The organism is Parachitinimonas caeni (assembly GCF_030129945.1).
GTDB classification, from domain to species: Bacteria; Pseudomonadota; Gammaproteobacteria; order Burkholderiales; family Chitinimonadaceae; genus Parachitinimonas; species Parachitinimonas caeni.
In genome coordinates this window covers 1-17,496 of the sequence record NZ_JARRAF010000038.1, presented here as the reverse complement: position 1 = coordinate 17,496, position 17,496 = coordinate 1, and the positions used below count along the sequence as shown (strand labels likewise).

12 protein-coding genes are annotated in these 17,496 nt (G+C 59.0%); 2 read left to right on the top strand and 10 right to left on the bottom strand.

The features are described from left to right. Window positions 1-182 precede the first annotated feature (182 nt). Genes PZA18_RS20545 through PZA18_RS20515 form a run of 7 tightly spaced genes read right to left on the bottom strand, consistent with a single transcriptional unit; the run spans window position 183 to window position 9,215 of the window. Window positions 183-1,211, bottom strand: coding sequence for a glycosyltransferase family 9 protein (locus PZA18_RS20545; RefSeq protein WP_284102754.1), 1,029 nt, complete (start codon window positions 1,209-1,211; stop codon window positions 183-185). Further along, the gene (locus tag PZA18_RS20540; protein ID WP_284102753.1) at window positions 1,196-2,476 is read right to left on the bottom strand and encodes an O-antigen ligase family protein; all 1,281 of its coding nucleotides are present in this window, start codon (window positions 2,474-2,476) and stop codon (window positions 1,196-1,198) included. The genes PZA18_RS20545 and PZA18_RS20540 overlap by 16 nt, the downstream gene beginning before the upstream one ends. After that, window positions 2,466-3,572, bottom strand: coding sequence for a glycosyltransferase family 9 protein (locus PZA18_RS20535; RefSeq protein WP_284102752.1), 1,107 nt, complete (start codon window positions 3,570-3,572; stop codon window positions 2,466-2,468). Before PZA18_RS20535 ends, PZA18_RS20540 begins: the two co-directional genes overlap by 11 nt. Continuing rightward, window positions 3,565-5,412, bottom strand: coding sequence for an asparagine synthase (glutamine-hydrolyzing) (gene asnB / locus PZA18_RS20530; RefSeq protein ID WP_284102751.1), 1,848 nt, complete (start codon window positions 5,410-5,412; stop codon window positions 3,565-3,567). Before asnB ends, PZA18_RS20535 begins: the two co-directional genes overlap by 8 nt. Continuing rightward, window positions 5,400-6,539: a putative lipopolysaccharide heptosyltransferase III gene (gene rfaQ / locus PZA18_RS20525; RefSeq protein ID WP_284102750.1), complete on the bottom strand. Its 1,140-nt coding sequence runs from the start codon at window positions 6,537-6,539 to the stop codon at window positions 5,400-5,402. Before rfaQ ends, asnB begins: the two co-directional genes overlap by 13 nt. After that, window positions 6,536-8,386 carry a lipid A export permease/ATP-binding protein MsbA gene (gene msbA / locus PZA18_RS20520; protein WP_284102749.1) on the bottom strand — a complete coding sequence of 617 codons (1,851 nt, stop codon included), beginning with the start codon at window positions 8,384-8,386 and terminating at the stop codon, window positions 6,536-6,538. Before msbA ends, rfaQ begins: the two co-directional genes overlap by 4 nt. Window positions 8,387-8,390: 4 nt before the next feature. Then, window positions 8,391-9,215, bottom strand: coding sequence for an undecaprenyl-diphosphate phosphatase (locus tag PZA18_RS20515; protein WP_284102748.1), 825 nt, complete (start codon window positions 9,213-9,215; stop codon window positions 8,391-8,393). Window positions 9,216-9,324: 109 nt separating this feature from the next. Between PZA18_RS20515 and PZA18_RS20510 the strand changes: the two genes are divergently transcribed. Further along, window positions 9,325-10,599: an HD-GYP domain-containing protein gene (locus PZA18_RS20510; RefSeq protein ID WP_284102747.1), complete on the top strand. Its 1,275-nt coding sequence runs from the start codon at window positions 9,325-9,327 to the stop codon at window positions 10,597-10,599. A 6-nt stretch (window positions 10,600-10,605) separates the two neighbouring features. On the opposite strand, the gene PZA18_RS20505 is transcribed toward PZA18_RS20510, so the two are convergent. The 3 genes from PZA18_RS20505 to PZA18_RS20495 all read right to left on the bottom strand — a co-directional run bounded on the left by PZA18_RS20505 (window position 10,606) and on the right by PZA18_RS20495 (window position 14,965). Then, window positions 10,606-12,033: an FAD-binding oxidoreductase gene (locus PZA18_RS20505; protein ID WP_284102746.1), complete on the bottom strand. Its 1,428-nt coding sequence runs from the start codon at window positions 12,031-12,033 to the stop codon at window positions 10,606-10,608. Window positions 12,034-12,161: 128 nt separating this feature from the next. Beyond that, window positions 12,162-13,697 (bottom strand): fumarate hydratase, encoded by a 1,536-nt coding sequence (locus PZA18_RS20500; RefSeq protein ID WP_284102745.1) that lies wholly within the window; start codon window positions 13,695-13,697, stop codon window positions 12,162-12,164. A gap of 152 nt (window positions 13,698-13,849) precedes the next feature. Then, window positions 13,850-14,965: a serine/threonine-protein kinase gene (locus PZA18_RS20495; protein WP_284102744.1), complete on the bottom strand. Its 1,116-nt coding sequence runs from the start codon at window positions 14,963-14,965 to the stop codon at window positions 13,850-13,852. A 146-nt stretch (window positions 14,966-15,111) separates the two neighbouring features. Between PZA18_RS20495 and PZA18_RS20490 the strand changes: the two genes are divergently transcribed. After that, window positions 15,112-17,313 (top strand): RelA/SpoT family protein, encoded by a 2,202-nt coding sequence (locus PZA18_RS20490; protein WP_284102743.1) that lies wholly within the window; start codon window positions 15,112-15,114, stop codon window positions 17,311-17,313. The last annotated feature ends 183 nt before the right edge of the window (window positions 17,314-17,496 follow it).

Below are 17,496 nucleotides of genomic sequence, written 5' to 3'. Positions count from 1 at the left end.
GGAGGCTGGCTCAGTTGAGGCGTGTTGCGAATTGGTTGGTATTCTGCGTCAATCGGCGAAGGCCAACCACCCGATCAGGGCGTATTGTGCTGCTGGCTACCCTGCTCACGACACCAAGCGCTGCCGTCAATCGCCATTCCCCAGGTTCTGTTGGCGTAAGGTTTACCGTCGCGCCGGATCGGCTATTGTGGCAAGGGGTCCAGCAGGCGGCACCAGGCCGCCATGACCTCGCCGGGTTGCAGATCGGCAACCTGGCGCGAAGGCGGTTGCAAGACCTGCCGGGGCACGCCCCAGGGCTGCCATTGTTCTGGGTCGCTATCCCCAAACAATGCCAGAACGGGTTTTCCGAGCCCGGCTGCCAGATGCATGGCCCCGCCATCTGGCGTCAGGAAAGCATCACACAGATCAATTCCCGCGATCAGATCTTCAAGGCAGGAAGTCGCAATCGGCAGCACTCTCTGGCGAGCCAGATGCTGCATGAGCTCAGCCGCCTTGCGATCATCGCCCGGATGACGCGGATCATTCTCTGCCCCCGGCGCCCAGAACACCAGGAAGCGGGCATTCGGCCAATGGCGCTGCATCTGCTCGATCAGGTGCGCGTAATGCAAAACCGGCCAACGTTGCGAGGGCTTGCGTGCAGACAATTGGATGCCAAAGCGCGGCCCGTCCGGCAGCACTGCGTCCAATCGGCGTTGCAGGATCTCCCGACGCGCCTCGTCCGCAACCACCCGGCATGCACCCGGTGGTCCCTGAATCCCCAGCGGCTGGCCCAGTGCAAATACCCGCTCAACTTCGTGCCCGGTCTGGCGGGCGGTGACCGGATCGGTCACGCCGGTCATGCGGGTTGTCCCATCAACCAGCGAAATCAGGCGGTTTGCCCCGACATTCCGCGCCAAGGCAAGAGCGCGGCGGCTAACCGTCCCCTGAGCGGCGATGGCGACATCGTAATGTACCCGGCGTAGCGTCCAGAGCGTCACCAGCTTCTGATAATGCAGCCGCACCAGGCTTTGGCCGGGCTCGCGATGTTTACCTTTGGTGTAGGCGTAGACATGACTGAGTTCCGGCAGGTCGCTAAGTACCCCACGGTTGTAGCTGGTCACCAGCGCATCGATCCGCGCATCGGGATAGCGCTGGCGGAGGGCGCGAATCAACGGTGTGGTGCAGACCAGATCGCCGATATTGTCCCGCCGCACAATCAAGATTTTTTGCATAAGGTACTCACTCCCCGCCACTGGTCCTGTTCACTCCAGGCCAGCAATGCCCCGGTCACCAGACTGAAAGCGGCCATAGTGCCGCCATCCGTGAAGTCATCGGTCAGATTTTTCACCATGAACGCCAGCACCACCCCCAAGCCGGTGACCGCAGCATAGCCAGCCGGCCCGGCATTGGCAGATTGCCGCCACAGTCGCCAGGTCAGCGCGCAATACAACCACAACCAGACCAGCGCACCGAACCAGCCCAGTTGCAGCCAGCGATTGAACAATGCGTTATGGGCATGCGACGCAAAATTCGGGTCCAGCATCCGCTGTGCTGCACTGGCATTGGCACCGTAGGCGTGATGGGGCAACCACTTGCCGTACCCCACCCCCAGCCAGGGCCTCTGCAAGCCTTGCTGCCACCAGAATGTCCAGATCACCGGTCGGTTATCCCGAGCCAGCGCAGCCTCCAGCTTTACCAGCAGATTGCCTTGTACCGCCGGCAGCTGCATCTGTTGCGCCCGATATTGCAAACTCCAGGTCAAAGATGCCCCAACCACCGCCACAGCGAGTCCCACCAACGCCAGCAGCCGTTTCCAACCCAGTCGGGCTGCCAGCCTCGGCAAAAAGGGCACCCCTCCCGCCAGCAGAGCAAACCATGCCAGCCGATTGGTGCTTGCCGCCAGCGACAGCAAGAGGATAAACAGGGCCAGCCACCACACCCGGCGCCAGAATCGCTTGCCTGCCAATACACAAGCCAGCAAGGTCGGAGGTGCCATGCAGATCAGCCAGGTGCTGGCTTCCCCCATTCCGCCATACCAGCGTGGCACCGGCAGGACAAAGCCTGCGGCCTGACGGGTGGGCAGCGGCAGGGCAACTCCGGATTGGGTCAGCACTACCCCGAGGCTTAGCAGCCACATCGCCAGCAAACCCAGCAGCAGCCCGCTGGCCAGATAGCGTCGGGCTTGCGGATTCCCACCATAACGGTAGCCCAGCCAGAACAGGGCTGCCGGCAATAAGAGATCGTATCCCGCCGCTCGCAACGAATCTCGCGGCGCTACTGACCAAGCCAGCGACGCAAATGCCAGCCCGAGGGTAACTAGCCAAGGCCAGAACAGACTGGGCGGCGATGGCAAACGCCAGGATGACTGCCGTGCCTGCCACAGCGCATGCCCGGTCAGCCCCACCGCCAGCAAGACCCGCAGCGCCGGTGTCGCAGCCAGTGCCGTAATGGCCAGCAGCAAGGCCAGGACCGGCAAATGGCGGGCCTTAGTCTGCATGCAGCAACTCACCCGCCGCTAGCTCGACCGCTTTGTAGTCGATTGCCTGCATACAGCGCCCTTCGGTGCAGACACCGTAGGGACGGGCACAATTGCCCGCCCAGGCAACCGGTCGCCGGAACACCAGATTTTCGTCCCGACATGGGAAGTCGGGGATATAGACTTTGCGCTCGCGCTGCGCCTGCCAATACTGGCCTGTGGTAAACAAGGTCGGCGAGCCTGGGCCGTACAGCCCGACGGTCGGCGTCAAAGTCAGGTGGGCCAGATGCAGAACCCCGGTATCCAGCGAGATCAGCAGCCGGGCACCCGCCAGCAGTTGCCAGAGTTGCGGCAGGCTCAAATCTCCGGCGTGCCGGGCATGGCGGCCCTTGGGGTCAATCTCATCCAGCAAGGCCGCCTCCCCCGGACCGCAAGAAAACACCACGCGCAAGCCTTGCTCGGCCAGCCAGCCTGCCAGCCGCGCCCAGCGCTCGGCAGGCCAGAATTTCAGCGGATTGCTGGCGCCGACATGACACACCACATACGGCTCAGCCGGTCGCTGAAAATCAGCAGCGGGCGGGGCTGGCCAGTCTCCTGCGGCATAAGGCACCGGATCCGCTCCGGCAATCAGCGCTCGGGCCAGCAGATCGCCCCAGGCCGATGGTTGGGGGGGCGGAAAGGCCACATGTTCGTCAATTGGCCAGTTTTTGAAGTACCCCGGATCTCCGGCAAAGGCTTTGAGCCAACGCGCCCCGGCAGCCCGCGCCAACCAGGAGAGCCGGCTTTCTGCCGGGATCAGCGCAAGATCATACGGACCGGAAGCAATGATCTGGCGCACGGTCTGTGCCTGACGAAAATCCAGAGGCAACGCCGTCAGCCCCCACGGCCGGGCGGCGAACAAGGAAACCAACCCCGGCGCGCAGGTCAGCACCAGTTCAGCCTGCGGATAGACAGCCCGCAATTTGGCCAGCAGCGGGGCCAGCATGATGCTGTCACCCAGCAGCAATTGTTGAACGATCAGGATACGGCGTGGGTTGGCGGGTTGGCGACGCGGCAGGCGGCTGGCCCACACCCCTCCCGCAAAGGCCAGCAGGCGGCCACGGTTCCGGCTAGCCAAGTCCCACCTCCCCGGCCAGAGCCCGCAATTGAGCCAGCGACTCATCCAGCACCAGCAGCTGCAAGACCTGCTCGGCGTAAGCCTCCTCACCCGCCAGATAGCTGGCAATCAGGCCATCCACCGCAGCGGCCGTCAGCTGCTGGCTGGTCAGGTCATGTAGCCGTGCACCGAGTCCGGGTAGCCGGTCGGCCAGATCATGGCGCAGCCAATCATGCAGCGGCGGATTGAAGCCTCGCTTCTTGCGGGCAAACGGGTCTAGCGGTCCCAGGTCTGCCACCAGAGGCCGTAACAAGGATTTGGCCGGCTTGACAAAGCGCTGGGCCGGTGGCAAGGCAAGCAAGGATTGATAGAAACGGTGATCCAGCAACGGGGCCCTAAGCTCCAGTCCATGCGCCATCGTTGCCAGATCGCCCTTGCGCAGGATGTATTCGGGCAAGTAGTTGGCCAGGTCGATTTCGAGCAGGCGTTGCAAAGGGTCTTGCCAGGTCTGGTCCGGCGCACGCCAATAGTGCGGCGGTTGACCATCAAAGCTTGGCTGCAACGCACGTCGTTGCGGTGGTGTAAAACCGGAAAAACGCATGGCATAGGCGTCTTGCCAGCAGACACTCATTTCAGCAGCGATCTTGGGCCAACCCTTATGCGCCATCGACGCCATAGCCGGTAGCGGCAGGCGCCAGCCAGCACGCCAGCGGCTGCGCAGGTGTTTGTCGATTCGCTTGTAGCCGGCCAGCAACTCGTCGCCGCCATCCCCCCCCAGCACCACCGTGACCTCCTTGACCGTCTCTCTGGCCAGAAACCAGGTGGGCGGGGCGGAGGGATCGGCAAAGGGCTCATCGAGATCTGCCACCAAAGACGCAAACTCATGCTTGAGCGATAGCGGTACCGCTACCGAGCGGTGCGGCAGACCAATCTGCTGGGCAATTTTTGCGGCATCCGCACTCTCATCGAAACGGCTGCCCGGAAACGCCGCTGAAAACGCCTGAAGTTGATGAAACCCTTGTGCCGCCAATCGGCTGGCCACGACAACCGAATCCACCCCGCTCGACAAAAACACCCCAACGGGTCGATCCGCCACCGTGCGCAAGCGAATCGCTTCATCCAGTGCCTCGCGCCAGTCTGTCTGCTCCGGTGCCGGAAACCAGTAGCGCTTTAACTCGGAGGCACCGGTTTGCAGGTCATAACGCAGCAGACGGCCATTCTCCAGCCTTTGCATACCCGCAAAAATGGTGCGGGGCGCAGGAACATAGCGATGAGCCAGATAAGCATCAATGGCGGCCGGATCAAAGCGGCGTTGGTCGGGTGTCAGCCAGGGCAGCACTGCCCGTACCGTCGAACCGAAAGCCAGACCACGCTCACCAATGCTGTAGATCATCGGCTTGAGCCCCATGCGGTCTCGGGCCAGCCACACTTGCTGCTGCCGCAGATCAACAATGGCAAACGCAAACATCCCGCGCAGCCTGGGCAGCAAACCGTCGATGCCCCAGGCTTCATAAGCACGCAGAATGAATTCGCTGTCGGAATGCGTCTTGAATGTCACACCCTTGGCCGCCAGCTGGCGCGCATCATCCTGCCAACCGTAGACCTCACCGTTGTAGCAAAACCAGATATCGCCAGCTTCATTGCGCATCGGCTGGTCGGCAACCGGACGGGGGTCGATGATGGCAAGCCGGGCGTGGACCAGCGCATGGGCCGGTGCGGTTGCCACAGGTTGCCAGTCGGCATCCCAACCGACGATGTGCTGGCCATCCGGGCCGCGTCGCTTCAGGGCCTCGCACATGGCTGGTGCCACAGCAGCCGGGGGCGCGGCACTTCGGGAAAAATAGCCGGCTATTCCGCACATGAGCTGGACTCCGGTTTAAAGGTTTCGACAAGAATATGGCGACGCGGCACCCGGCCCGCCAACCGCTCACGACAGGCCTGCAGGACCGGCGCCGGGGCCAGCGCACGCAGGCAGTCGGCCCGGCCGGAATCCGCACAGCCGGCCAAGCCACAGGGGCGACAGGGATGGTTGCCGACCAGAACAGTGGCCTGATCGCTCCACGGCCCCCAGTCGTGCTCACCACTCGGGCCAAATAGCACGACCTGCGGCACATCCAGCGCGGCGGCCATGTGCATGGGGGCGCTATCCACCCCCAGTAGCAGACTGGCCCGACCGATCAAGGCTCCCAGCTCCGTCAGGCTCAGTTGGCCAACCAGATCGACAGTCGGGTGTGTCAATTGCGCGCGCACTGCGTCCACCACGGCTCGTTCGGCAGCATCCGGCGCACCGCTGATCACGACCGGCCACCCATCAGCCATCAAACCGTTAAGCACGGCCGCGGTATGCGCCGGTGGCCAGGCTTTGAACAGCCAGCGCGACCCGGGATGACACAGGACAAACCGTTGTCCAGCCAGACCATGCATCGCCAGCAAGGTATTGATCTTGGCCCGAGCGGTATCGCTTGGGCACAGGGTCAATGCTTTGTGCGCGGGGTCGATGCCCAAGGCTCGCAGAGCATCCAGGTTCAGCTCGACGGTATGCCGGCGATTGCCGGTCATGAAGGGGTAGAGTTTGCCGAAACTGCGATTGAAAAATCGACTCCGGCCAATCGCCGGCGCCACTGACCAGCGAGGTTGCAGCCAACGACTTAGCCAGGCGCCGCGATTATGCTCAGTCAGGTGCAACACCAGATCGTATTCGCGCCGCTTGAGGGTCTGTAGCAACTGCCATTCCGCCGCCAACTGGCGACGTGGTCCGAGTCGTTTCCAGTGGCGATCAATCTGGTGCAGCTGTGCCAACGCCGGATGACCATCCAGCATCGGTGCGGTATCGGCATAGACCAGCGAGTCAATCTCCGCTTCCGGCGCTACGGCCTTCAGTGAAGACAGCACCGGGCTGGTCAGCAAGACGTCACCGTGGTGACGCAGCTTGATCACCAACGCACGCCGCAGCGAGGCGGGATCGAATGGCGGCAAGCGACGACTCACGCTGACTCCTGTTCGCCTTGGCCAGGGTCGGCCAGTGCCTGTTGCTGGCGTAACCGCGCATAGGCACCGTTGCGGGCCAGAAGATCAGCATGACTGCCCTCTTCAACCACCAGCCCCCGATCCAGCACCACGATCCGATCAGCGTGTTCAATGGTGGACAAGCGATGGGCGATGACCAGCGTGGTGCGTCCGCGCATCAAGGTCGCCAGCGCTGCCTGCACTTTGCGCTCCGACTCGGTATCCAGCGCCGAGGTCGCTTCATCCAGAATCAGGATCGGTGCGTCTTTGTAGAGCGCCCGCGCAATCGCCAGCCGTTGCCGTTGCCCACCCGACAAACGCACACCGTTTTCGCCAATCAGGGTCAGAAAACCATCGGGCATGCGTTCGATGAATTCGCTGGCAAACGCCGCCTCCGCAGCCGCCTTCACCCGTTGCATATCCACCTGAGCATCGCCATAGGCGATGTTGGCGGCAATGCTGTCGTTGAACAGCACCACGTCCTGTGATACCAGCGCAATCTGCTGGCGCAGGCTCTCCAGTGTGTATTGGTTGAGGTCATGGCCATCCAGCAGAATCTGGCCACCTGTCAGCTCATAGAAACGGGGTAAGAGATTGGCCAACGTGGTTTTGCCACTTCCCGAGCTGCCGACCAAGGCCACGGTTTCACCCGGCAGCACGCTGATCGACACTGCATCCAGAGCCTTGCGACCATCGCTGCCGTAGAGAAATTCGACCGCACGGAATTCAATGCGTCCCTCACAGCGCTCCATCGATTGGTGCCCCCTATCCACCTCGGGCATCTCGTCCACCAGTGCAAATACCGATTCCGCCGCAGCAAGCCCGCGCTGCAGCTGCTCATTCAACTTGGTCAGGTTTTTGATTGGGGACTGGATTGCCAGCAGGGCCGCCATGAAGGCGACAAACTCCCCGGCCGATAGTTGACCAGCCTGGGCGCGTACCGAGGCAAAGTAGATGATCGCCGCCAGCGTCACCCCAACCAGCAGGCCCACCAGTCCGGAATTGGCTGCTGCTGTCGCCGAATGCTTGACGTTGAGCCCGCGCACATCATTCGCGGCACGATGAAAACGCTCCCGCTCATAGCGCGCCCCACCAAAAATCTTCACCACCCTTTGCCCTGCAATCGCTTCATCCAGAATACGGGTCAGCTCGCCCATCGCGTTCTGGGTGCCCCGACCAATCTTGCGCAGACGACGCCCGGCGACGCTGACCACCAGCGCCACCAGTGGCGCCAACAGCAGGCAGAACAGCGTGAGCTGCCAGTCGCGTACCAGCATGGCGTAGAGCAAACCGATCACCATGACCCCATCTTTGACGGCGACATTCAGCACATTGATGCCCGCCTGTGAAATCTGCGTCACATCGTAAGTCAGGCGCGACAGCACTACCCCGGCAGAGGCCTTGTCGTAGTAGCGCGTCGGTAACGTCAGCAGACGATCAAACATACGCTCGCGCAAATCGTGCTGAATACGACTCGATAGCCATGACCCGCCGTATTCGCCAACAAAACTGGCCAGCATCCGCAGCACTGCCAGTCCCAGCACGATGGCGGGCACCACCCAGAGCGGGGAACCGGGGCCGGGTGTAAAGCGGGCTTTCATCTCAGCCAAGCTGTTGGCCCACTCCGGTGGCAGCAAGCTGGCACTGGCGGCCAGGGCAGGCTTGGGCATCCGATCGGGACTCAGGGCATTGAAGACGTTTTCCAGTTGCGAAATCAGGGCGACGTCGGCTGCGGAAGCCAGCGCCAAGGCGATGATGGTCAACACCGCCATGGCAAAGTAGGGGCGGATATAACCGAGGATACGCAGGTAGAGCTGGCGACTGTTCATCCGTTTATAAGGTCCAGTTAACCCAGCCGAAGTGGGCGGTCAGCAAGACGACAATACCGAACACGATCCGATACCAGGCGAAGACGGTGAAGGTATGGTTGGAAATGAAGCGTAGCAAGGCCCGGACGCCGATCAGCGCACTGACGAAAGCCGCGACAAAGCCCAGGCTGAACACGAACAGATCGTCCATCGACAACCCATGCCGATGCTTCCACAGGCTGTAGAGCGAAGCCGCCGACAGGGTCGGAATCGCCAGGAAGAACGAGAACTCAGCCGCCGCATTGCGAGACAAGCCAAACAGCAGGCCACCGATAATGGTCGCCCCGGAACGGGAAGTGCCGGGGATCAGCGCCAGGCACTGCGCCAGCCCGACTTTCAACGCATCGCGGATACGCATGGAATCAACACTATGGACCACCACGGTGTGTTCACGCCGTTCTGCCCACAAGATGATCACGCCCCCCACGATAAAGGCAATCGCTACGGGCACTGGTTGAAACAGGACCGCCTTGATCTGCGATGAAAACAGCAGCCCCAGCACTGCCGCCGGCAGGAATGCCACCATGACATTGAAGACAAAACGCTGGGCACTGGCGTCGTGCCCCAGCTGGGTACCGACACGCCACAGCTTGCTGCGGTACTCCCAGCAGACGGCGAGGATCGCCCCCAGCTGGATGAAAATCTCGAAGACATCGCGTTTGGACTTATCGAGGAAGTTGAGCATCTCACCAGCCAGAATCAGGTGGCCGGTACTCGAAATGGGCAGAAACTCGGTCAGCCCTTCAACCAGCCCCATCAGCAGAGCCTTGATTACCAGGATGTAGTCCATTAGTGGCACTTCAAAAAAAGGGAACATTATAGCCCCGCCCGGGCCGGTTCACCGGATTGCTGTCTCCGGCCAGCAGGGATTCGCCGATTGCCTATACTGGACAAATCGAATGTGGCGCCGCTGGCAGCGCTTGCCTGCTGACCAGAAGAAACACCCGGAGTTCGTGCAAATGATCAAGAAAATCCCCGTCGAGATGCTCAAAGTAGGCATGTATATCCATGACTTGGGGAGCGATTGGATGTCCCATCCCTTTCTGCGCAACAAGTTTCCGGTACGCGCCGACGAGGAGGTCCAGAAGATCGTCAGCTCGGGGATTCACGAGGTCTATATCGACACGGACAAGGGGCTGGATGCCGCCCACGCCCAGACCGAAGAAGAGGTCAAGCACGAAGTCGAAGCGCAGATGATGAAAATTGCCGAGCAGGAGATTGTTCCGGCGCGGCGCTTTACTGCAGCGGAGGAATACGGTCGCGCCAAGCAGGTGCACTCTGAAGCCAATCTGATCGTGCGGGGCATTCTCAACGATGTACGACTCGGCCAGCAGGTGCATATGGAAAAGGTCGAGCCGGTCGTGGAGAAGGTCACGGAGTCGATCCTGCGCAATGCGGGCGCCCTGTTATCGCTGTCACGCATCAAGAACAAGGATGACTACACCTTCATGCACTCGGTTAGCGTGGGGGCATTGATGGTGACGTTCTGCAAGGCTATGGGCATGAGCAAGGAGGTGATTCACCACGCCGGAATTGGTGGCATGCTGCACGATATTGGCAAGATGAAGATTCCCGACAATATCCTGAACAAGCCCGGCCGGCTCACCGATGATGAGTTCAAGGTCATGAAATGCCATGTGGTCGAGAGCAAACAGATTCTGACCCAGACCGACGGCATCACGGAAACGGCGGTAATGGTGGCCGCCCAGCATCACGAACGCCATGATGGTTCGGGTTATCCGGAAGGCCTGAAGGGTGAAGCCATCTCCCAGCTTGGGCAGATGGCGGCCATTGTCGATGTCTATGACGCGATTACCTCAGACCGCTGTTACCACAAGGGCATGACACCCACCGATGCACTGCGCAAAATCTTTGAGTGGAGCAAGTTCCACTTCAATCCGGTGCTGGTGCAAGCCTTCATGCGCACCATCGGCATCTACCCGGTTGGCACACTGGTCTTGCTGGAAAGCGGTCGCCTGGGCGTAGTGGTTGAGCAAAGCGAAACCAATCTGCTGCAGCCCAAGGTCAAGGTGTTCTACAGCACCAAATCACAAACCTATATCCCGCCGCAAGAAGTCGATCTGTCGCGGGCGATGGGTAAGGGCGGCGCTGACAAGATCGTGAGCCATGAGCTGGCTGAGAAGTGGAAAATCGACCCGATGCGTTTTTTATAGTCATCACTACAAATATTTCTGCCACAGACTATTCGACAACTTCCCCGCCGGATCATATTTCTGCTTGAGCCCCCTCAGCTGTATTACCTCAGGATACGCCTGCTCAAACTGCTGCCGGCTGGCATGTAGCTGGTACGGCAGGTAATACCGCCCCTCATGCTGCAGAGCCAGATCTATCAGCTGGCGGGTCCATTCCCCAACCTCGGCCTGCGCCTCGGCCGAGGTACCCTGCTTGTAGAACAACACAAACGAAAACACTTCCTGCTTTGCCCAGGCCATGAGTGATACCTTGTCGGCCGGGGAGTGCCGAACCGATACATTCAGCACTTTGGCGCGGTTGGCGCGCAAAATTGCCGCCATGCCTCGGGCGAAATTGGTGAAATATTTGGGCGGGATGAAGTATTCCTGCAAAACGTAAGTGGAATGCGCGCGATTTTCCGGCTCCAACTCTGCAACATCCAGGCTGGCCTCCCGATTACGCCATTGCACTTTGCTCCCCGCATTGAGTAGCGGGTGGATCACTTTACGCCGCAAACTCAACGCTCCTGGCACTTCGGTCAACGCCAACAGGACCGATCGATCAAGACGATACGACCGATTGCGCGGCACCAGTCGTTCTGTCACGGTCAGGGGTTGATCGCTGGTTCGCCAGGTTACCGATACCGGTGCATCGAAGCGCGGTGGCATCAAATCGGCATTGTGGAGAACGCTGCGCTCATCGGCCAGAACATCGCGTTGAAAATGCTCGACATAGGCATCAAGCGGCACTATACGCACCGCCCGCTCGATATGGCTATTCCGGGCCAGCTGTAACTCAATTTCAGTGATCACCGCCAGTGCACCATAACCACCAATCACGGCCGCAAACAAATCGGCATTTTGCTTGGGACTAGCCTCCCGCACGGAGCCATCTGCCAGCACCAGCTGTAGCGCGAGCACCGAATGGCCAACCGGGCCATTACCGACATAGCGGCCATGGGCGTTGACGGATACCGAGCCACCAATTGTGAAATTCGAGTAGCTCTGCATGGTTTGCACCGCCAGCCCCAATGGATCAAGCACCTCTTGCAGGTCGCGCCAGCGCATGCCTGCCTGTATGCGTACTTTGGATTGCTCCGGCTGGATCCACACCAATTGATTCAGGCTACGCATATCGAGATGCAGACCATCCTGGATACCAATCTGCCCGCCCATACTGTAGCGACCTCCTCCGACCGCCACCTGACCAGGCCACGCTTTAAGCGTCGCACAGACCTCTTGTACCGACAGCGGCACCACCACTTTAGCCACGCTCACGGTATAGAGCCGGGTCACATTGGGGATCGGAATTGCCGCCCAGGCAGGACGCAATGCCGGCATCGCCAGCCAGCCCAGTGCCGCCAGAGACTGACAAAGAAAGGTACGGCGTGTTGCTGGAAATTGCGGTGCAGGCATTTCATGTCTCTCAGACTTTTGATCCATTGAGCTCCTCCCAAACAAAACCATGTGCCCCACATTGAAAAACCCCGCCGGTTGGGAAACGGGCGGGGTTTTTCGTTCTGACCAGCATGCAGCTACTTAAATTACTGCGCAGCCACTGGAATTTTGCCAATGCGGGCCTGCCATTCTGCCGGGCCGGTCTTGTGAACCGATGTACCAGCCGAATCAACGGCCACTGTCACCGGCATATCCACCACATCAAATTCGTAGATGGCCTCCATGCCCAGATCGGCAAAGCCAACCACCTTCGAACCCTTGATCGCCTTGGACACCAGATAGGCCGCCCCACCCACGGCCATCAGGTACACCGACTGGTGTTTCTTGATGGCTTCCAGCCCTGCCGGGCCGCGTTCCGCTTTGCCGACCATTCCCAGCAGGCCGGTCTGGGCCAATACCTGCTCGGTGAACTTGTCCATACGGGTCGCCGTGGTCGGGCCAGCCGGGCCTACTACTTCATCACGTACCGGATCAACCGGGCCCACGTAATAGATAAAACGGCCATTGAAATCGACGGGTAGTGGCTCCCCCTTGTTCAGCATATCCACCATCCGCTTGTGGGCAGCATCCCGACCGGTCAACAGCTTGCCATTCAGCAGCAGGGTCTGGCCGGGCTTCCAGCTCGCAACCTGCTCGCGGGTAACGTTGTTCAGATCCACACGGGTCGCTTCAGCCGAGGCACTCCAGGTAACCGCCGGCCAATCTTCCAGCTTGGGCGCTTCCAGTTTGGCCGGACCGCTGCCATCCAGCTCGAAATGGACATGGCGAGTGGCGGCACAGTTCGGGATCATCGCTACCGGCAGGCTAGCCGCGTGCGTCGGGTAATCCAGAATCTTGACGTCGAGCACCGTGGCCAGACCACCCAGGCCTTGCGCACCGATCCCCAATGCATTGACCTTCTCGTACAACTCCAGTCGCAGCTCTTCCACCCGGTTTTGCGGGCCACGGGCGATCAGATCCTGAATATCAATCGGCTCCATCAGCGACTTCTTGGCCAGCAGCATGGCTTTTTCTGCTGTTCCACCGATACCAATACCGAGCATGCCAGGCGGGCACCAGCCCGCGCCCATGGTCGGTACCGTCTTAAGCACCCAGTCCACGACCGAATCCGATGGGTTCAGCATCACAAACTTCGACTTGTTCTCGGACCCCCCACCCTTGGCGGCGATGTGGACTTCCACGGTGTTACCCGGTACCAGCTCGAAGTGGGTCACAGCCGGGGTGTTGTCACGGGTGTTCTGACGCTTGCCGGCCGGGTCGGCCAACACGGAGGCACGCAATTTGTTGTCGGGATGCAGATAGGCTTGGCGGGTTCCCTCGCTCACCATGTCTTCGATGCTCATTGTTGCATCGGCCCAGCGCACATCCATGCCCACTTTGACGAAGGCGCAGACAATGCCGGTATCCTGACAGATGGGCCGGTGGCCTTCGGCACACATACGGCTATTGGTCAGGATCTGCGCAATTGCATCTTTGGCGGCCGGGCTTTGCTCCTGCTCGTAAGCCTTGCCCAGAGCATCAATGTAGTCTTTGGGGTGGTAATAAGAGATGTACTGCAGGGCATCGGCAATGCTGTCGATGAAATCCTGCTGACGAATAGTGACTTGGCTCGGCGACGTCATGACGGGCTCCGGGGTATTTAACCGGTTAATTTTATCAGATAGCCCCGCTCAGACTGTGGGCTCTTGCAATTTGTCCAACCAGAATGTGAGCCATCTGCGCCAATCAAGCCAGAATAGTCGAACCGCCAACACGAGCTTCACCATGCTAAATGTTATTTATCCCTTGGCTCTCGGCGTTGAGGGCTGGGAGGTTGCCGATAGCGCGGCACGGAGTCGTATGAGGTCGCTGTGTCGATGACTTCCCGAGGCGGCGAGACGCTACCGGTACCCCCTCTACTATCCATCGCAGGCGGAACCACACTACTAACCGGTGCAGCCGGGCTTGCCGCTTTGTCCGCTTCAGATAGTAGCCAAGCCGTCAGCGCCCAAGAGGTCGCCGCGACAAGTATGAAGCCCAACAACCACCCCCACAGCGGTATCGCCTGTCCAACTGCAGCAGCCTTGGCAACCGGGACACTACTATGTGGCCCCTGCTCCAGCGCTTGTCTGGCTTTATCCGCATCAGCAAATCGCTGTTCGGGTGTTTTGGCCAGGCAGCGCTCCACTACGTTGATCAGCCACGGCGGCGCATCCGGCCGTAGTTCCTTGATGGACTTGGGTGATTCAAACAGGATTTTGTAGACAATCGCGGCCACATGGTCCGCATCGAATGGCGCAATTCCCGTCAGCGCCTCGTATAGCACTACCCCTGCCGCAAAAATGTCGGCACGGCCATCCAGCTTGCGCCCCTGCACCTGTTCTGGCGCCATGTGACGAGGCGAACCTACCAAAGCCCCGGTGCGGGTCAGGTCGGACGTAGGCAGTTGCGCCACGCCAAAATCCGCGATTTTGAGATACCCGCGTTCGTCAAATAGCAAATTGGCGGGTTTGATGTCCCGGTGGACTACGCCATGTTTATGCGCATAGGCCAAACCCATAAACAACTGCTTGGCCAGACGGATCACCTTGTCTATTGGCAAGGGTCCCTTGCTGTCTAGCCGCTGCTGCAATGATCCACCCCCGACATACTCAAGGACCAGATAGGGGTGGCCTTCGTTCTCGCCAAACTCGAATACCGTGATGACATTGGGGTGGCTGAGACGGGCAGCCGACTTTGCCTCCTGCCTTAGCCGGGCAGCGTATTCCGCAGCCTGGTCCTTGGGGAGGGTAACATCCAGCACCTTGAGCGCTACCGTGCGATCCAGCCTGGGGTCAACGGCCCGGTAAACCATCCCCATGGCACCTCGCCCCAGTTCACCTGTGATCCGGTACGGTCCAAATGATTTCATCTCATTATTTTAGAGCTTGTTGCATGCAAAGCCCGACTAACCTTTCAACATTTATCGCTAATTTCACGCTTTACTGCTTGAATGGCGGTAGTAGCGCATCGGCTTAAGCCTGCCCGATCCCACCCCAGAATGGCATAATTGCCCACATGGTTGCTCCAACACGTCCCCTTGCCGTTTCGATTGCCGAAGCCACAGACCCTATTGGCTGGCTGGCACGTCTTGTCGATCGTTTCGATGAAAGTGAATTGAAACGCTTATCTGCAGCCATGAGCTGGGCACAGGCGCTGTACGCTGGCAAAGTGCTGCCCGAGACACTCGAACCGGTTTTTCCGCATGCTGTAGCGGCAGCCTCTATCGTGGCCGATCTGCGACTGAATGCCGATGCGGTAATTGCCACCTTGCTTTTTTCTGCGCCGGACTTTCTTCCTGATAGCCATGAGCAAATCCGAGCCCAGTTCGGAGAATCCGTCGCTTCTTTAGTAGATGGCTTATCCCGCGTTCGCAAAATTCAGGCCCTCACTTGGGAACAAGGACAAGCCACCGGAACTGACGTTCCTGCCCAGGCAGAAGCCATGCGCAAGATGTTGCTCGCAATGGTTGAAGACATTCGCGTGGTCCTCATTAAGCTCGCTTGGCGTACCCAGACCATGCACTATCTGGCTCGCTGCGACGAACCCGTTCGGCATGCCATTGCCAGGCAGACGCTGGATATTTTCGCTCCACTCGCCAATCGGCTTGGCGTCTGGCAAATCAAGTGGGAACTGGAAGACCTGTCCTTCCGTTACCTTGACCCTGCTCTCTATAAAAAAATTGCCAAACTTCTGGATGAGCGGCGCGCTGATCGTGAAGGTTTCATCAGCCAAGCAATTGAGCGCCTGCGCCAGGAGCTCAACAAAGCAGGCATTAAAGCCGACCTGATGGGCCGGCCCAAGCATATCTACTCCATCTACAAGAAAATGAACGCCAAGGGGCTGGACTTTTCCGAGCTGTACGACATACGTGCAGTGCGTGTTCTGGTGGAAAGCGTCAAGGACTGTTATACGGCTCTAGGTATCGTCCACAATCTATGGCAACCCATACCCGGCGAATTTGATGACTACATTTCCCACCCCAAGGGTAATTTCTACCGCTCTTTGCATACGGTAGTCGTAGGTGACCACAACAAGGCACTGGAGGTGCAAATCCGCACCTTTGAAATGCACGAGCATGCTGAATATGGTGTCGCTGCGCATTGGCGTTACAAGGAAGGCGGCCAGTCTGACTCCAAATACGAAGAGAAAATCGCCTGGCTTCGTCAGCTATTAGATTGGCGAGAAGAAGTTACTCAAAATGATGCATCATCCGAGACATTCCATTCGGAATTGTTCGACGACACCATTTACACCCTAACCCCAGCAGGCCGGGTAATTGCCCTACCGAAAGGCTCAACCCCGGTAGACTTCGCCTATCACGTCCACACCAATCTGGGACACCGTTGTCGTGGAGCAAAGGTCGATGGTCACATCGTTCCCCTGCATACAGCCCTTGAAAATGGCCAGCGTGTGGAGATTTTGACCACCAAAGATGGCGGCCCCAGCATCGACTGGCTTCATCAAGGTTATCTGAAAAGCCCTCGCGGCATCGCCAAGGTACGACATTGGATCAAACAACAGAATCTTGATGTCGCAATCGAAGCAGGTAAGGCTATTTTTGATAAAGAGGCTGCACGCAGCGGTCTACACCCTAATATTGATGACATTGCAGACAAGCTTGGCTTCAAGGGACAGGGCGAACTCTTCGCAGCAATTGGTCAAAACGAGATTACTTCACGAGAGTTAACACAGAGCTTTCAAACCAGCGAACAACCAGCTTCACCCCCCACCATTGCCGCTGCAGATATCGTCCGAGAAAGCCGAGCTGACCTGCATGGAGAAGGTATCCTAATTGAAGGCGTAGACCGACTAATGACGTTGCTCGCCAAGTGTTGCAAGCCAGTCCCTCCTGACGCGGTAGTCGGTTTTGTGACGCGCGGTAGAGGCATTAGCATTCATCGACGAGATTGCTCCACCTTAAAGCGACTATCAGCAAGCGCGCCAGAACGACTAATTGCAGCATCCTGGGGAAAGCAATTCGGCCATGTATTCTCTGCCGACATTGAGGTTGAAGCTCAAGATCGTCCAAGTTTGCTACGAGATATTTCTGAAGTCATGGCAAGGGACAGAATTAATGTCACTGCAGCCCATACTCAAACCCGTGACCTAAAAGCCAAAATGCGCTTCACACTTGAAATAAAAGATGCGGATCAGCTCAGACGCATCTTGCTTCAAATTAGAGAAGTAGCAGGTGTACTGGAAGTGTGGCGACGCTAAAAAGCGCTGAATTGAGTATTCAGATTTGTTTGAGGGGTTAGAGGCTACTAGAGGGGTTGCCGTGGAGGAGTATAAAGCAAAGCGCCCCGACCATCAGAGGAGGGGGCGCTTTATAAGGGGAGCCTGGCGGTGACCTACTTTCACACGGGAATCCGCACTATCATCGGCGCAGAGGCGTTTCAC

What these genes read in the sequence shown, in the direction of transcription:
- PZA18_RS20510 (WP_284102747.1), top strand. Translation starts at nt 9,325, where the DNA reads ATGTGGCGCCGCTGGCAGCGCTTGCCTGCTGACCAGAAGAAACACCCG.
- msbA (WP_284102749.1), bottom strand. Translation starts at nt 8,386, where the DNA reads ATGAACAGTCGCCAGCTCTACCTGCGTATCCTCGGTTATATCCGCCCC.
- PZA18_RS20515 (WP_284102748.1), bottom strand. Translation starts at nt 9,215, where the DNA reads ATGGACTACATCCTGGTAATCAAGGCTCTGCTGATGGGGCTGGTTGAA.
- PZA18_RS20495 (WP_284102744.1), bottom strand. Translation starts at nt 14,965, where the DNA reads ATGAAATCATTTGGACCGTACCGGATCACAGGTGAACTGGGGCGAGGT.
- PZA18_RS20540 (WP_284102753.1), bottom strand. Translation starts at nt 2,476, where the DNA reads ATGCAGACTAAGGCCCGCCATTTGCCGGTCCTGGCCTTGCTGCTGGCC.
- PZA18_RS20505 (WP_284102746.1), bottom strand. Translation starts at nt 12,033, where the DNA reads ATGCCTGCACCGCAATTTCCAGCAACACGCCGTACCTTTCTTTGTCAG.
- PZA18_RS20490 (WP_284102743.1), top strand. Translation starts at nt 15,112, where the DNA reads ATGGTTGCTCCAACACGTCCCCTTGCCGTTTCGATTGCCGAAGCCACA.
- asnB (WP_284102751.1), bottom strand. Translation starts at nt 5,412, where the DNA reads ATGTGCGGAATAGCCGGCTATTTTTCCCGAAGTGCCGCGCCCCCGGCT.
- PZA18_RS20545 (WP_284102754.1), bottom strand. Translation starts at nt 1,211, where the DNA reads ATGCAAAAAATCTTGATTGTGCGGCGGGACAATATCGGCGATCTGGTC.
- PZA18_RS20500 (WP_284102745.1), bottom strand. Translation starts at nt 13,697, where the DNA reads ATGACGTCGCCGAGCCAAGTCACTATTCGTCAGCAGGATTTCATCGAC.